Raw genomic sequence first — 15306 nt, 5'->3', positions numbered from 1 at the left:
GCTCGTGGTTGCTGCATTCGTCCCGCGCGCAGGAACATACACCGCATGGATTTCCTCAGCCCCGAATTCTTCTCAGGCCTGCTGGCCATCGTCCTGCTCGACCTCGTGCTGGCGGGCGACAACGCCATCGTCATCGCGCTGGCCGCGCGCAACCTGCCCAAGAGCCTGCAGAAGAAGGCGGTGTTCTGGGGCACCTTCGGCGCGGTGGCGGTGCGCGTGGCGCTCACCGCGGTGGTGGTCTACCTGCTCAAGCTGCCCGGCCTGATGCTGGCCGGCGGCGTGCTGTTGCTGCCGATCGCCTGGAAACTGCTGCGCTCCGACGAGGGCGGGCACAAGGTCAGCGCCGCCGCCGGCTTCTGGTCGGCGATCCGCACCATCGTGGTGGCCGATGCGCTGATGGGCCTGGACAACGTGCTGGCCATCGCCGGCGCCTCGCGCGGCCACATGCCGCTGGTGATCATCGGCCTGGCGATCAGCGTGCCGCTGGTGGTGTGGGGTTCCACCCTGATCCTGAAGCTGATCGAGCGCTTCCCGGTCATCGTGTACATCGGCGCCGGCGCGATCGCCTGGACCGCGGCGCGCATGATCGCGCACGACCATCTGCTGGCGCCCTGGTTCGACGCGCACGGCTGGGCCCGCTATGCGCTGGACGCGCTACTGGTGGCCGCCGTCTGCGGCGGCGGGTGGTACGTGCAGAAGCGGCGCGCGAGCACGAGGGCCGAAAGCGCCTGAGGACGAATGCGTGCGAAGAGCGGGAGCGAGCGACTCGCTCCCCTGGATCGCACCACCCTTCCCCGTCATTCCGGCGCAGGCCGGAATGACGGGCATGTGGTGCCGGCCTCAATACATCATCGGCACCCGCACCGTCACCGTCGCATCCGGCGTATCGCGCGTCACCCCGACGCCCAGCGTGAAGTTGAGCGTCCGCTTATCGTTGAAACGATACGAGCCGCCGATCAGCAAGGTGCCGAGCACGGTCTTGGCCGAGCCCGCCACCGTGCGGTTGTTCTGCTTGGTCACGCCCACCCAGCTCTGGTCGTAGCCGATGCTGAAGGAGGCCTTCTCGTTGAGCGCCAGGCCCATGCCGACGCTGAAGTCGACCACATCGCCCACCTGCACCTTGCCCAGTTGCTCCTTGCCTGCCAGCAGCAGCGTGCGGCTGACGTGGTTGCGCGCGAAATTGTGCAGGTAGCTGACGTTGCCGAAGAACACCACCGGATCGGACGGATACAGCCAGGTCACGCCCGGCTGCACCGAGTAGAAGCCGCTGCCGGTGGGCAGTTCCAGCGGCAGGCCGGTGCCGGTGGCGTTCTGCACGCAGCGTTGCACGCAATCGGTGGTGACTTCGAACGGGTCGCGCCCGGTGCGCGATTTCGCGCGCAGCCAGGCAATGTAGTACGGCTTGTCGGCGCCTCCGTCATTGAGCTGGTAGCGCAGCGTCGCCTCGACATCGCCCAGGCCGCTGCCGCTGGCGCCGAACACGCGATCGGTGGCGGTGCCGGTGAAGATCTCGCGACTGATCGTGTCGGTGTGCCCGTGCACGTAGGGGATGCGCACCTCGGCTTCCAATCGATTGGTGATGCCGTAGCGCAGCGCGACCGCGCCGGTCTGCGTGGTGGTCTTCACCTGGCGCACGTCGACCAGGCCGATCAGGAGGGCCGGGATGATGGTGTAGCCGACCAGCGCCACGCGGTCCGCCGACGAATAGCCGAACTGGTACGACGGCTCGACAATGAGCTTGCCGCGCGGCGTCAGCACGCCGGGCTGGTCGAAGATCGGCGCCACCTCGGGCGGCCGCGAGTCGCGCGGCGGCGCCTGGCCGACGGGCTGGGTGTCTTCGGCCGTACTCGCCGCCAGCGTGTCGCCGGCCGGCATCGGCAACGCCGTGGCGGAGCTGCCGGCCGCGCGGATATTGCCGGCGCGCTGCTTGTCCAGCACATCCAGGCCCACTGCCTGCCGCAGCTCCCGATATTGCGCCTCCTGCGCGGCCAGCGTGCGCTTCATGGCTTCGAGCTGTTCCATCTGCATGGCGATCTGGCTGCGCATCGCGTCCAGGCGCTCGCCCTGCGTCTTGACCTGCTGGTGCAGGTCGTCGGGTGGCGTCGGGGCCGCCTGCTGCGCTGCGCCCGTGCCGACCAGCAGTACAAGGCCAGCGGCCGCCGCGATGCAGCGACGCCCGCAGCTGCCGCGCTTCGTCCGTTCGTGTCTTGCCCCATGGATCGTGATCATCGCCCTCCCCCTTCTCCTGATCGAAATATCGGCCGACGCTATGGCGCTGGTTTTCCCCTCAATCTCCAAAAACAGACCCTTCTCCCTCCGGGAGAAGGTGGCGGCAGCCGGATGAGGGTCCGGACGGAGGCAAGCGCACCGCTCCGCCCGTACCCTCACCCCAACCCCTCTCCCGATGGGAGAGGGGCTTTGCTCTCAGCGCCCGAGCGGATTGGCCAGCGCCGATTGCAGGCTCTGTCCGAGATTCAGACTGCGGAAGGCGCTCAGCGTGTTCACCGAAACATTGAGCGTGGTGATCGCCGCGATGCGCTGGTTGTCGAGCGTGTTCTGCACCACCGCGGCGGCGGCGTTCCGGCCGAACGCGGCCGGGTCCACGCTGTTGCCCGCGCCGACCTGCACCACCGACGCGGTGTTGATCGCCGAGGACAGCGCGCCGGCTTGCGCCGGCGTCAGGTGGGCGACGTCCGGTATGTCGACGTGGGTGGAAACGACGAGCGCTCCGTTGACATACACCACGCGGTCCAGTCCGAGCGCCGCCACCAGGCCGCCGCCGAGATCGAAGCCGCCGCGCGCCGCATCGAGGCGCGCCTCGCTTACCGGCGCCCATGACGCTACGCCCGGTTCGTCCGCATGCACCCGCGGCGCCACCAGGACCGACGAAGCCAGCAACGCCAGCCCGAGGCCGGCGCGAAGCGTGCGCATGCTCATATATCCCCCGGTCCCCGCTTGGGGATCGTGATGCCGTCCAGGCCGCGGCGATCGATGCCGGCGCCGAGCGGCGCCATCGGCGCGGCGCGCCAGTCGGAGGCGCTGTTGAACACCGCCAGCGTGCGGCGGTTGTGGATGACGAAGACCAGGCGGTTCTTCCACATTGCGTCGAAGCGTGTGCGCGGCAGTGAGCGCGTGCCCAGCGCGGGGTCGCCGATCAGTACGCGGTCGTCGCGCAAGCCCTTCACCACCACGAAGTGGTGATAGCCGCGCTCGTCGATCAGCACGATCGCGGGCAGGCGTTCCTGCTCGAGTTTCTCCAGCGGCACCTCGAAGCCGTCCGCGTCGAAGCCGTTGGCGGCGAGGTAGCGCTTGATGTCCAGCAGCGAGAAGCCTTCCTTGCCGATCTTGGCGCGATCGCCGTGCGCATACATCTGCGCGAACGCCGCCTGCTCGTCGACCGGATAGCCATACTGGTAAGTCAGCAGCGTCGCCACCGCCGCCGAGCCGCAGCTGAAGTCGTACTTCTGCCGGATGGTGTTGCGGAAGCGCGCTTCCTTGAGGCTGGTCAGGCGCAGGCTGATGCCCTGCCCCTGCGCGCCCGGCACCGGGATCGACGACGCCGGCGCCGCGCCGTGCCAGCACAGCGCGGACAGCAGCAATACCGGCAGCCATGGCCTCACGGCGCTACTGCCGGAATTGCACGTTGATGATGGTGGCGTTCTGGATCAGCACATTGTTGCCGGTGTTCTGGATCACCATCGGCACGCCGGAGGCGCCCTGGAAGGAGCCCGCGCTGATCGAGTTGTAGCCGGTGACGACATCGTCGGCCTGGTTGTTGCTGACGGTACCGTTGAGCGTCATCTTGTTGCTGACGTCAGTGCCGCCGCTCAGGCCGGCGAGCACGTCGGTGTCGACGCGCCGACCGAAGTCGGTCACGTCGTCCGGACGCGATGCCGCCTCCGCGCGATACGCCGCGACCGGCGAAGCCGATAAATCACTGGCCGACGATTGCGCCTGCGCCCATCCGCAGGCAGCCAGACACAGGCACGCCGCGCCCGCAGCCCTGATCTTCCTCATGGCGGTTCTCCCTTGCGCAAACGTGGCGGGGCCGGAACCCCGCCACGGGTCTGCTCGTCAATGGCCGACGTTGAGGTTGGCCTGCACGTTCACGCTCTGCTGCGTCAGTGCGGCCACGCCGCTGTTCTGCGCCATCACGGTCACGCCTGCCGCCGCTGCGGCTGCGCCTTCCATGTGGTTGGACATGTCGAAGGCGCCGGCATCGGCCCACGCCGCTCCGCCTGCCGCGCCCGCGCCACCGGCGCCGCCGGCCGCACCGCCGCCGGTGCCCACGCCGCCTTCGCCGCCCATGCCGCCCGCGCCCGCGGTCGCATCGGCCGCGCCGCTGGAGCCGCCGGTCGCCGACGCGCCGCCACTGGTCGAGGTCGAGGTGCCGCCGGTCGCCGCGCCGCCGGCCCAGGCGCCGCTGCCGCCGGTGGACGTGCCGCCGGTGCTGCGGCGGCGCGCGTCCGCGCTGGAATCGCCGGAGTTGTCACCGTCGCTGCCGCCGCCCCAGGCGCCCGCGCCGGCCACCGCCGCACCGCTGCTTGCCGAGCTGTCGCCCACGCCGCCACTGCGCGCACGCGCATTGCCACCGCCGCCGCCGGATCCGCCGCTGCCGCCGGTGCCGTAGCCGCCGTAGGCCTCGCCACCCGTGCCGCCGCGGGCGCCATTGGCATTACCCCAGTTCTGCGCGACATTGCCGATGCCGCTGACCTGGATGTCGGTCACCGTGCCGTCGAGTCGGCTCACCGCCACTGCCTTGCTGTTGTTGAACGAGTTGGTGACCGCGGAGGTCGCCGTGCCGCCGTTGTTGGCCGACGCCGCACCCACCGCCGATGCGTTGGCATCGCCGACATTGTTGCGGTCGTTGCCCTGGCTCGAATTGGTTCGGGTATGGGTGGAGCTGTTGTTGTGCGAGTTGGTCGAGTTGTCGTCGTCTGCCATGGCGGGTAGCGTCAAGCCGATGCCAAGCAGTATTGCCGTGGCGATGAGTGTCTTGCGCATGGACTCTCTCCTGCGGAACAGTGGCCCCCTGGTACGCCGAGCTACGCGGCTTCCAAGCTTGGCAACATGCATGCCACTGCTTCGCATGATTTCTCGCCGCATGAAATCTTCGCTTGCAGTCAGTCACTTGCGCGATGAACGGCGGAATTTCCCGCAGGAAACGGCAGCGCGGATCGGGCTGGACTGCATCAATCGCGTTACGCCGCGAGCGCGCGGCCGCGCCGATGCCGCGCAAGGCCAGGGCGAGCGCGGCCCCGCGCAGCATGGCGTGCGCCACGCTTCGCTACGCTGTAACGCTCGCGTTACGCCCTGTACCTGCGTATCGGCAACAAAGCATCACGCGCCGTCGACCGACGGCGCGTGCGATGCCTATCGATAGAAAAGCCTGCGCGGATACCCGCGCAGGCCGGGGATGCGCAGGGCTCAATACACCAGGGTGGTGGTCGAAGCCGTGGCGGTGATGCCGTAGTTGCACTGCGGGCTGGTCGAGCCGACCGGGAAGTCCTTGGTCCACGGCGGGTTGGCGATCTGCACCTGGTTGAGGTTATAGACCGCGATGCTGGTGAAGGCGATCGAGCCGTTGCTCGGGTAGTGATTGCAACTGCTGACGCCATAGGCCTCCAGCACGCCGCCGAAGACCCAGTTCAGCGTGGCATAGGGGTTGGTGGTCAAGGTCGTGCTGGTGCCCTTGGTGACGTCCTTGGACACGATCTTCCAGGTCGCGCAGGTCACGCCGGGCGAGCAGTTGGAATAGGTGTCTCCGGTGATGCTGTCGCCCACCGACACGTTGATCGGCGAGCTGTGGTACGTGGTGCCGCTCACGCAGCAGTTCCAGCTGGCCATGGTCCACTTGTGGTCGTTGTAGCCGTTCCAGCCCAGCACGGGCTGCAGGATGGACTGCACGTTGGGCAGCTGCTCAAGGCCAGGGAAGAAATAGATCACCTGGCTGGCGGAGGTGGTCGGATTGCTCGGCACTTTCCAGCTGGCGACGATGCGGCCGATCGCCACGCTGCTGGAATAGTTGGTGTCGATCACCCAGCCGTTGATAGTGGGATTGTGCGCGGCCGGGAACGTCACCAGGCCGTTCGGCTCGATGCGCGTACCGTTGAGGGCGAAATGCGGCTGCGAGCACAGCGCGGGCTTGCGCAGCGAGCCGTCGACGCGCCGGATATTGCCGTCCTTGTGCAGCTCTTCGCCTTCATGCACTTCCTGCACGCAGGAAGGATCGAAATAGCCGTTGGGGGTCACCACGAAATTGCTGGGCACGCCTTGCGGACGCAGTGGCTGCTCCATCGTCCCGATCGAGGTGAGGGCCGCGTCGGGCTTGAGCGCGGCCTGCTCGGCTGCCTGCGCGCCTCCCGCGAAAGCCAGCAGGGACAAGGCGGCGATCAGCGATGCGCCGAACCAGCTCCGGCGCGTTCTTCCGATGAATCTATTCATGGGTCGCACACTCCTGATGACGGTTTGAGTGAAGCCGTCCTGGCATGGTGCGCACCGTCGACGCACGCGGCTGCGTGTGCGAAGACAGGCCGCGCGTATGGCCGTCCAGATGGCCGGGCAAGTTGACACCGAATGCGCAACGCTTGCTGCGAATCGCGCGTACATCGGACGTGAATGGAACGCAGCGGCGCCTTCACCGCGCGAAGACGATGCTGACGCGAACGCAAGAACCTGCGAAGCGTCGTGCGCGACAGACAAAAAAAGGGAGCCCGAAGGCTCCCTTTCTCATGCGCGGCGCAAGGCGCTTCAGCGTTTTTCGATCGGCACGTAGGCCTGGTCTTCGGGACCGGTGTAGTTCGCGCTGGGACGGATGATCTTGCCGTCCTGGCGCTGCTCGATCACGTGCGCGCTCCAGCCGGAGGTGCGCGCGATCACGAACAGCGGCGTGAACATCGCGGTGGGCACGCCCATCATGTGGTACGCGCTGGCCGAGAACCAGTCGAGGTTGGGGAACATCTTCTTCAGTTCCCACATCAGCTTCTCGATGCGCTCGGACACCTCGAACAGGGTCGGGTTGCCGCCCTCGGTGCACAGCTTGCGCGAGACTTCCTTGATGATCTCGTTGCGCGGATCGGACACGGTGTACACCGGATGGCCGAAGCCGATGATGATCTCCTTGCGCTCGACGCGGGCGCGGATGTCGGCTTCCGCCTCGGCCGCATTGCGGTAGCGCGCGATGATCTCCATCGCCACTTCGTTGGCACCGCCGTGCTTGGGGCCGCGCAGCGCGCCGATCGCGCCGGTGATGGCGGAGTACATGTCCGAGCCGGTGCCGGCGATCACGCGCGCGGCGAAGGTCGACGCGTTGAACTCGTGCTCGGCGTACAGGATCAGCGACTTGTCCAGCGCGTGCGCATGCAGCTCGCTGGCCTTCTTGCCGTGCAGCAGGTGCAGGAAATGCGCGGCGATCGACTCGTCGTCGGTCTCGGTCTCGATGCGCTTGCCGTTGTGGCTGAAGTGATACCAGTACAGCAGCATCGAGCCGAAGCTGGCCATCAGGCGGTCGGCGATGTCGCGCGCGCCGGTGAGGTTGTGGTCGTCTTTCTCCGGCAGCACCGTGCCCAGCACCGAGCAGCCGGTGCGCATCACGTCCATCGGATGGGTGGCGGCCGGCAGCAGTTCCAGCGCGCTCTTCACCGGCGCGGGCAGGCCGCGCAGGCGCTTGAGCTTGGCGCGGTAGGCGTTGAGCTCGGCCCAGTTCGGCAGCACGCCGTGCACCAGCAGGTAGGCGACTTCCTCGAAGCAGCCCTTGGCGGCCAGGTCGTGGATGTCATAGCCGCGGTAATGCAGGTCGTTGCCGCTGCGGCCGACCGTACACAGCGCGGTGTTGCCCGCGGCCACGCCCGACAGGGCGACGGATTTCTTGGCCTTGGGGAGGACTTGCTCGCTCATCGATGGTTCTCCTGCACGCATGAATCTCAGGGACGGAGGCGGCCGGCGCCTCCGTGGGGAAAGCGGCGCTCAGCCCTTCCTGGCGAAGAGCTCGTCCAGGCGGCGCTCGAAGTCGTGGTAGCCGATGCGGTCGTACAGTTCCTCGCGCGTCTGCATGGTGTCGATCACGTTGCGCTGGTGGCCGTCGCGGCGGATCGCCTGGTAGACGTTCTCGGCGGCCTTGTTCATGGCGCGGAACGCGGACAGCGGATACAGCACGATGCCGACGCCGGCGCTGCGCAGCTCGTCCACGCTGAACAGCGGGGTCTTGCCGAACTCGGTGATATTGGCCAGCACCGGCGCCTTCACCGCATCGGCGAAGCGGCGGTAGGTCGGCAGGTCGTAGACCGCCTCGGCGAAGATGCCGTCGGCGCCGGCCTCGACGCAGGCGATGGCGCGCTCGATCGCCGCGTCCACGCCTTCGGTCTGGATAGCGTCGGTGCGCGCGATCAGGAAGAAATCGGCATCGGTCTTGGCATCCGCCGCAGCCTTCACGCGGTCGGCCATCTCGCCGGACGACACGATCTCCTTGCCCGGCCGGTGACCGCAGCGCTTCGCGCCGACCTGGTCCTCGATATGGCAGGCGGCCGCGCCGAACTTGATCAGGCTCTTCACCGTGCGGGCGATGTTGAACGCGCTCGGGCCGAAGCCGGTGTCGATGTCGACCATCAGCGGCAGGTCGCATACGTCGGTGATGCGGCGCACGTCGGTGAGCACGTCGTCCAGCGTATTGATGCCGAGGTCCGGCAGGCCCAGCGAACCGGCCGCGACGCCGCCGCCGGAAAGATAGATCGCGCGGTAGCCGGCGCGCCGGGCCAGCAGGGCATGGTTGGCGTTGATGGCGCCGATGACCTGCAGGGGCTGCTCTTGGGCCAGGGCGGCGCGGAAGCGTGCGCCGGGGGATGCGATCTGGGTCATGGAACCTCCGCGTAAAGCGGCGATTTTAGCGCGCGGGCGGGGCTCGACCCGTGCTGCGCCGCAGCAACGCATCGAGACGATCGGGTATGAAAAACGGCGATCTGCGGATCGCGAGGCGACGGCGACCCACCTACATTCGGGCGGATGAGCACCCCGAACCGACTTGCCACGCGCATCCTCCAGGGCCTGCTGATCGGCGTCGTCGCGGCCATCGCCACGCTGGCGATCGGTCAGTTCCACCCCGCGACGCTGAAGACGATGCAGGCCTTCGCCACCGCGGTGCTCGATCCGCTGGGGCAGGTGTTCCTGCGCCTGCTGTTCTTCGTGGTGATTCCGCTGGTGTTCGCCTCGCTCGCCTCGGGCGTGGCGCAACTGGGCCGGCTCGGCCGCCTGGGGCCGTTGGCCGCGCGCACCTTTGCGCTGTTCGCTGCCAACATGCTGATCGCGGTGGCGATCGGCCTGCTGATGATGAATCTGCTGCAGCCCGGCCATCAACTGGAACCAGGCTCGCGCGAACGCCTGCTGCAGGAATACGGCGGCGGCGCGCACCGGGCGATGGAGCGCCGGCAACAGCAGCCGGACATGAGCCTCGCCACCGCGGTGGACATGTTCATGCCGCGCAATCTGCTGGGCGCCTTCGTCGGCCATGACCGCGGAGCGCTGGGCGACGTGCTGCCGCTGATCCTGTTCGCCATCCTGGTCGGCGCGGCCGCCACCCTGCTGGACGAGGACAAACGCCTGAAGCTGCAGTCCGGACTCGATCTGCTCAGCGAACTGATGACCGGCATCGTCGGCTTCGCCCTGCGGCTGGCGCCGGTGGCGGTGCCGGCGATGATCTATAGCGTGATCGTGAAGATCGGTACCGGTGTGCTGCTCACCCTCTCGGTATTCACCGCCGGCTGCGCGCTGGCGCTGGCGCTGCACCTGTTCGGCAGCTTGTCGCTATGGCTGCGCCTGCTGGCAAGGCGTTCGCCGCTGGCCTATTTCCGCCAGATCCGCCCGGTATTGATCACCGCCTTCTCGACCAGTTCCAGCAGCGCCACCCTGCCCGCTTCGCTGGCGCTGGCGCGCGACGAGCTCCGGCTCAGGCCCAGCACTGCCGGCTTCGTGCTGCCGCTGGGCGCGACCATGAACATGAGCGGCACCGCTCTGTTCGAAGGTTGCGTGGTGCTGTTCGTGGCCCAGGCCTTCGGCGTGGACCTCACGCTGGGCCAGCAATGCGTGCTGATGTTGCTGGCGGTGCTCAGCGCGGTGGCGGTGGCCGGCATCCCCGGCGGATCGCTGCCGCTGATCGCGGGCCTGCTCGCCACCTTCGGCGTGCCGCCGGAGGGCATCGGCCTGGTGCTGGGCGTGGACCGCATCCTGGACATGCTGCGCACCACGGTGAACGTCGGCAGCGACCTGGTCACCGCCACGGTGGTGGATGCCGGGGCGGTCCGGGGCGACCACGCGGACGCCTGATCCCGGCTGCCGTTCCCAAGTCCCCGATGCCGGGGCTCGCGTTCTTGTCACGGTAGGCAGCGCAGACTTCGCATCTTGCGCAAGGCCCGGCCGTCGATAGTCATTACCAATCGCCCCCATCCCAACTATCAATTAGATAAATGGGTACGCCGGCGCTATTCTTTAGGACTTCCAACCAACCACTACACGGGAAACTACCGATGTCGTTGATCAATACCCAAGTCAAACCGTTCAAGGCCCAGGCTTACAAGGACGGCCAGTTCGTCGAAGTGACGGATGCCAGCCTGAAGGGCAAGTGGTCCGTGGTGGTGTTCTACCCGGCCGACTTCACCTTCGTCTGCCCGACCGAGCTCGAGGACCTGGCCGACCACTACGCCGAGTTCCAGAAGCTCGGCGTGGAGATCTACGGCGTGTCGACCGACACCCATTTCGCCCACAAGGCGTGGCACGACACCTCCGACGCGATCAAGAAGGTGAAGTACACCCTGATCGGCGATCCGACCGGCACCATCACCCGCAACTTCGACGTGATGATCGAAGAAGAAGGCCTGGCGCTGCGCGGCACCTTCGTGATCAATCCGGAAGGCCAGATCAAGCTGTGCGAGATCCATGACAACGGCATCGGCCGCGACGCTTCCGAGCTGCTGCGCAAGGTGAAGGCCGCGCAGTACGTCGCCTCCCACCCGGGCGAAGTGTGCCCGGCCAAGTGGAAGGAAGGCGAGAAGACCCTGAAGCCCTCGCTCGACCTGGTTGGCAAGATCTAAGTCACCGCTTTCCCGTGACCTGCGGCCCGCTGCATCGGGCCGCCCCGGACCCGGCGTCCAGCCGGGTCCGCTTTCCGAAGCAAGCTGCCCACGACGCCCGGCCTTCCGCCGGGTGCTCGTGGCACTCACCCCGAATTTTTTTGCAACAGCGGAGTAACCACCATGTTGGACGCCGATCTGAAGACCCAATTGCAGGCCTACCTCGAAAAGGTCACGCACCCGATCGAGCTGGTGGCCTCCCTCGACGACAGCGCCGCCTCGCAGGAGCTGGCGGGACTGCTGGAAGACATCGCCTCGCTGTCCGACAAGGTCAGCCTGAGCCGCACCGGCCACGACGCACGCAAGCCCTCCTTCGCGATCAGCCGCGTGGGCACCGACGTGCAGGTGCGCTTCGCCGGCATCCCGCTCGGCCATGAATTCACCTCGCTGGTGCTGGCCCTGCTGCAGGTTGGCGGCCATCCGTCCAAGGCCGCGCCGGAGCTGCTCGAGCAGGTGCGCAACCTCGAGGGCGAGTACCGCTTCGAGACCTTCATGTCGCTGTCCTGCCACAGCTGCCCGGATACGGTGCAGGCGCTGAACCTGATGAGCGTGGTCAATCCCAACATCAAGCATGTCGCCATCGACGGCGCGCTGTTCCAGGATGAGGTGAACGAGCGCCAGGTGATGGCGGTGCCCACCGTGTTCCTCAATGGCGAAGCGTTCGACCAGGGCCGCATGACCATCGAGCAGATCGTCGCCCGTCTGGACACCGGCGCCGCCCAGCGCGACGCGAAGAAGATCGATGCCAAGGCCCCGTTCGACGTGCTGGTGGTCGGCGGCGGCCCCGCCGGCGCCGCGGCGGCGATCTATGCCGCGCGCAAGGGCATCCGCACCGGCGTGGCGGCCGAACGCTTCGGCGGCCAGGTGCTGGACACCATGGCGATCGAGAATTTCATCTCGGTCACCTACACCGAAGGCCCCAAGCTGGCCGCCTCGCTGGAGCAGCACGTGCACGAATACGACGTGGACGTGATGAACATGCAGCGCGCCGAGAAGCTGGTCGCCCCGGCCGATCCGAACGGCCTGTTCGAAGTGAAGCTGGCCAACGGCGCCACGCTGAAGTCCAAGACGGTGATCCTGTCCACCGGCGCGCGCTGGCGCAACATGAACGTGCCCGGCGAAAACGAATACCGCAACAAGGGCGTGACGTACTGCCCGCACTGCGACGGCCCGCTGTTCAAGGGCAAGCGCGTGGCGGTGATCGGCGGCGGCAACTCCGGCGTGGAAGCGGCGATCGACCTGGCCGGCATCGTCGGCCACGTCACCCTGCTGGAATTCGACGGCAAGCTGCGCGCCGACGAAGTCCTGCAGCGCAAGCTGCGCAGCCTGCCCAACGTGCGCATCATCGTGAACGCGCAGACCACCGAGGTGCAGGGCGACGGCCAGAAGGTCACCGCTCTGCTCTACACGGACCGCCAGAGCGGCGACAGCCAGCGCGTGGAACTGGAAGGCGTGTTCGTGCAGATCGGCCTGTTGCCCAACACCGAATGGCTGAAGGGCACGCTGAAGCTGTCGCCGCGCGGCGAGATCGAAGTGGATGCGCGCGGCGAGACCTCGATCCCCGGCGTGTTCGCGGCAGGCGACGTCACCACCGTGCCGTACAAGCAGATCGTGATCGCCATGGGCGAAGGCGCCAAGGCCTCGCTCAGCGCCTTCGACCACCTGATCCGCATGCCGGTGGTGGAAGCGGAAGCTGTCGCGGCCTGATCGTTTCAACTTCGCCCGCCCGGCGAGTCCCCGTTACGCCAACAGGCGGGGCTCGTCGGGCGGGCGATTTTTTGCCGCGCCGGCGTAGGTTGGGGTGAGCCGCAGGCGAACCCCAATGATGCGAAGCGCTCGACGTTGGGGTTCGCCTGCGGCTCACCCCAACCTACGTCTGGTCGGGCCCGCGCTCCAGCGCGCGACGGATCTCTTCCAGCGCCCCCGGATCGTCCAGCGTCGACAGATCGCCCGGATCGCGCTGTTCCGCCAAGGCCTGCAACGAACGCCGCAGCAGCTTGCCCGAGCGCGTCTTCGGCAGCGCATTCACCACGTATACGCGCGAAGGCCTGGCGATGCCGCCAAGCTGGTCGACCACGCGTTGCTGCATGGCCTGCGCCACCTGCCCCGCCTGCGTGCCGGCGTCCTGCTTGAGCGTGGCGAACACCACCGGCACCTGGCCTTTCAATTCGTCGCGCACGCCGATCACCGCCGCCTCCGCCACCGCCGGGTGCGTGGCGACCGACTCCTCGATCTCGCGCGTGCCCAGGCGATGCCCCGCCACGTTGATCACGTCGTCGGTCCGGCCGAGGATGGTGGTGTAGCCGTGCTCGTCGCGGATCGCCCAGTCCAGCGAGCTGTACAGCAGCTCCTTGAAGTGGCCGAAGTAGCTGCTCAGGTAGCGCTCGTCGTCGCCCCATACCGTGCTCAGGCAGCCCGGCGGCAGCGGCGGCTCGAACACCAGCACGCCCTTGTGGCCCGGCGCGGCTTCCTCGCCGGTGGCTTCGTCGATCACCTTCATGCGATAGCCCGGCGCGGGCAGGCCCGGCGAGCCGAACTTCACGCGCTTCAGCTCCAGCCCCGGCATCAGCGTGATCGCCGGCCAGCCGGTCTCGGTCTGCCAATAGTTGTCGATCACCGGCACGCCGAGGCCATCGGTGATCCAGTGCGCGGTCGGCTCGTCCAGCGGCTCGCCGGCGAGGAACAGCCACTGCAGCGACGACAGGTCGTACTTGCGCAGCCAGGCCGGATCCTGCTTCTTCAGCACGCGGATGCCGGTGGGCGAAGAGAACATGGTGCGCACCGAGTAGCGCTCGCACAGATACCACCAGATGCCCGGGTCGGGCCGCGTGGGCAGGCCTTCGTACAGCAGCGAGGTGGCGCCGGCGATGAGCGGGCCGTAGACGTTGTACGAATGCCCCACCGCCCAGCCCACGTCCGAGGTGGAGAACATCACCTGTCCCGGCGCGATGTCGAAGATATAGCGGACCGACATCGCCATCGCCACCGCATAGCCGCCGACATCGCGCTGGATGCCCTTCGGCTTGCCGGTGGTGCCCGAGGTATAGAGCAGATAGCTCGGCTCGTTCGATTCCAGCCACGCCACCGGTACCTCCGCCTGCTCGTGCGCCTTGCGCAACTGGGCGTAGTCCAGATCGCGCCCCGCCACGCGAGTCATCTGCGGATCGAGGCCGCGATCGACGATCAGCACATGCGGCGGCGGCGCGGCGGACTGCTCCAGCGCCGCATCGACCAGCGGCTTGTACGGAATCACCTTGCCGCCACGCATGCCGGCATCGGCGGCGATCAGCAGCTTCGGCTGCGCATCGTCGATGCGCAGGGCGAGGTTGTGCGCCGCGAAGCCGCCGAACACCACCGAATGGATCGCGCCCAGGCGCGCGCAGGCGAGCATGGCGAACACCGCCTCGGCGATGTTCGGCAGGTAGATCACCACGCGGTCGCCGCGCTGCACATCGAGCGCGGCCAGGACGGCGGCGAATACGTTCACTTCGCGATGCAGCTGGCGATAGCTCAGCTCGCGGGTCAAGCCGGTCTCGGTGGAGATCGCCACCAGGGCGAGCTGATCGCCGCGCGCCTCGAGGTGGCGATCGATGGCGTTGTAACAGAGGTTGGTGGTGCCCCCGACGAACCAGCGGCGGAACGGCGGGCGCGAATAATCGAGCACCTGCCGCGGCGGCGTCTGCCAATCGATCAGCTGCGCCTGCTCGGCCCAGAACGCCTCGGGCGCTTCGATCGAGTGCCGATAGAACGTCTCGTAGTCCATGTCCGCATCCGCCCCGCCTGGATAGACGGCAAGACTCACCCATGCGGCGAGAAGGATTGCACTAGACCTTGGTCGTACCGAACGGCGGGCTTTCTGGCTTTAAGTGGAATTAGCCAAAAGGCCTATTAGAACGATGCAATAAGCATAGGCATTAGAAAGCTAATGCATGGAAAATGCCAATCCCACCATCTTCACAAATGTGTTTGTCGCACTGAGAAATAAATCATGTAAATATCAAAAATAATCCCTAATTAACACGTGATTTTCACATTTATTCACTGAGTATCGGCCGCGCCCAGCAACGCGCGTTGAAGGTGCTCGGACGGGCATGGGGAAACGACGCGCACATGCCACTGGGACAGGGGAGTGGCTGATCCGTAAAGACATCCGTGATTTTCGATAACTGCCCTATTCCAGGACGGAGCA

General features: G+C 67.1%; 13 protein-coding genes. 4 read left to right on the top strand and 9 right to left on the bottom strand.

Annotated features, from left to right (window positions below; all coding sequences use genetic code 11):
• Positions 1–45 precede the first annotated feature (45 nt).
• Positions 46–732 carry a TerC family protein gene (locus tag BM172_RS08730; RefSeq protein ID WP_026633072.1) on the top strand — a complete coding sequence of 229 codons (687 nt, stop codon included), beginning with the start codon at positions 46–48 and terminating at the stop codon, positions 730–732.
• Between the two features lie 108 nt (positions 733–840).
• Here BM172_RS08730 and BM172_RS08725 read toward each other — a convergent pair whose 3' ends face one another.
• The 8 genes from BM172_RS08725 to prpB form a co-directional block, all read right to left on the bottom strand.
• Positions 841–2229 carry a coiled-coil domain-containing protein gene (locus BM172_RS08725; protein ID WP_231504084.1) on the bottom strand — a complete coding sequence of 463 codons (1389 nt, stop codon included), beginning with the start codon at positions 2227–2229 and terminating at the stop codon, positions 841–843.
• A 195-nt stretch (positions 2230–2424) separates the two neighbouring features.
• Positions 2425–2931: a hypothetical protein gene (locus BM172_RS08720; protein ID WP_026633070.1), complete on the bottom strand. Its 507-nt coding sequence runs from the start codon at positions 2929–2931 to the stop codon at positions 2425–2427.
• A gap of 2 nt (positions 2932–2933) precedes the next feature.
• Complete coding sequence (locus tag BM172_RS08715) at positions 2934–3620, bottom strand: C39 family peptidase (RefSeq protein WP_026633069.1); 687 nt, start codon at positions 3618–3620, stop codon at positions 2934–2936.
• 4 nt (positions 3621–3624) lie between these two features.
• Positions 3625–4017: a hypothetical protein gene (locus tag BM172_RS22765; RefSeq protein ID WP_026633068.1), complete on the bottom strand. Its 393-nt coding sequence runs from the start codon at positions 4015–4017 to the stop codon at positions 3625–3627.
• Between the two features lie 57 nt (positions 4018–4074).
• Positions 4075–5004 carry a hypothetical protein gene (locus BM172_RS08705; protein WP_026633067.1) on the bottom strand — a complete coding sequence of 310 codons (930 nt, stop codon included), beginning with the start codon at positions 5002–5004 and terminating at the stop codon, positions 4075–4077.
• Between the two features lie 423 nt (positions 5005–5427).
• On the bottom strand, positions 5428–6444 hold the full coding sequence (locus tag BM172_RS08700; protein WP_051548262.1) for a hypothetical protein: 1017 nt from the start codon (positions 6442–6444) through the stop codon (positions 5428–5430).
• 306 nt (positions 6445–6750) lie between these two features.
• Positions 6751–7896 (bottom strand): bifunctional 2-methylcitrate synthase/citrate synthase, encoded by a 1146-nt coding sequence (gene prpC / locus BM172_RS08695; protein ID WP_026633065.1) that lies wholly within the window; start codon positions 7894–7896, stop codon positions 6751–6753.
• A gap of 69 nt (positions 7897–7965) precedes the next feature.
• Positions 7966–8853, bottom strand: a complete 888-nt coding sequence (gene prpB, locus BM172_RS08690) for a methylisocitrate lyase (RefSeq protein WP_026633064.1) — start codon at positions 8851–8853, stop codon at positions 7966–7968.
• 144 nt (positions 8854–8997) lie between these two features.
• Between prpB and BM172_RS08685 the strand changes: the two genes are divergently transcribed.
• The 3 genes from BM172_RS08685 to ahpF all read left to right on the top strand — a co-directional run bounded on the left by BM172_RS08685 (position 8998) and on the right by ahpF (position 12824).
• On the top strand, positions 8998–10314 hold the full coding sequence (locus tag BM172_RS08685; RefSeq protein WP_026633063.1) for a dicarboxylate/amino acid:cation symporter: 1317 nt from the start codon (positions 8998–9000) through the stop codon (positions 10312–10314).
• 200 nt (positions 10315–10514) lie between these two features.
• Positions 10515–11078, top strand: coding sequence for an alkyl hydroperoxide reductase subunit C (ahpC, locus tag BM172_RS08680; RefSeq protein WP_026633062.1), 564 nt, complete (start codon positions 10515–10517; stop codon positions 11076–11078).
• Positions 11079–11240: 162 nt separating this feature from the next.
• Positions 11241–12824: an alkyl hydroperoxide reductase subunit F gene (gene ahpF, locus BM172_RS08675; RefSeq protein WP_026633061.1), complete on the top strand. Its 1584-nt coding sequence runs from the start codon at positions 11241–11243 to the stop codon at positions 12822–12824.
• 163 nt (positions 12825–12987) lie between these two features.
• Here ahpF and prpE read toward each other — a convergent pair whose 3' ends face one another.
• The gene (gene prpE, locus BM172_RS08670) at positions 12988–14880 is read right to left on the bottom strand and encodes a propionate--CoA ligase (protein WP_026633060.1); all 1893 of its coding nucleotides are present in this window, start codon (positions 14878–14880) and stop codon (positions 12988–12990) included.
• Positions 14881–15306: the final 426 nt, after the last annotated feature.

Source organism: Dyella marensis (assembly GCF_900112865.1).
Classification (GTDB): domain Bacteria; phylum Pseudomonadota; class Gammaproteobacteria; order Xanthomonadales; family Rhodanobacteraceae; genus Dyella_D; species Dyella_D marensis_A.
The sequence above is the reverse complement of the archived record's forward strand: the minus strand, read 5'-3'. Positions and strand labels throughout refer to the sequence as shown.

Bases quoted from the DNA above. Each gene is read 5' to 3' on its own strand.
- BM172_RS08730 (WP_026633072.1), top strand. From the start codon at position 46: ATGGATTTCCTCAGCCCCGAATTCTTCTCAGGCCTGCTGGCCATCGTC.
- BM172_RS08725 (WP_231504084.1), bottom strand. From the start codon at position 2,229: ATGATCACGATCCATGGGGCAAGACACGAACGGACGAAGCGCGGCAGC.
- BM172_RS08720 (WP_026633070.1), bottom strand. From the start codon at position 2,931: ATGCGCACGCTTCGCGCCGGCCTCGGGCTGGCGTTGCTGGCTTCGTCG.
- BM172_RS22765 (WP_026633068.1), bottom strand. From the start codon at position 4,017: ATGAGGAAGATCAGGGCTGCGGGCGCGGCGTGCCTGTGTCTGGCTGCC.
- BM172_RS08705 (WP_026633067.1), bottom strand. From the start codon at position 5,004: ATGCGCAAGACACTCATCGCCACGGCAATACTGCTTGGCATCGGCTTG.
- BM172_RS08700 (WP_051548262.1), bottom strand. From the start codon at position 6,444: ATGAATAGATTCATCGGAAGAACGCGCCGGAGCTGGTTCGGCGCATCG.
- prpC (WP_026633065.1), bottom strand. From the start codon at position 7,896: ATGAGCGAGCAAGTCCTCCCCAAGGCCAAGAAATCCGTCGCCCTGTCG.
- prpB (WP_026633064.1), bottom strand. From the start codon at position 8,853: ATGACCCAGATCGCATCCCCCGGCGCACGCTTCCGCGCCGCCCTGGCC.
- BM172_RS08685 (WP_026633063.1), top strand. From the start codon at position 8,998: ATGAGCACCCCGAACCGACTTGCCACGCGCATCCTCCAGGGCCTGCTG.
- ahpC (WP_026633062.1), top strand. From the start codon at position 10,515: ATGTCGTTGATCAATACCCAAGTCAAACCGTTCAAGGCCCAGGCTTAC.
- ahpF (WP_026633061.1), top strand. From the start codon at position 11,241: ATGTTGGACGCCGATCTGAAGACCCAATTGCAGGCCTACCTCGAAAAG.
- prpE (WP_026633060.1), bottom strand. From the start codon at position 14,880: ATGGACTACGAGACGTTCTATCGGCACTCGATCGAAGCGCCCGAGGCG.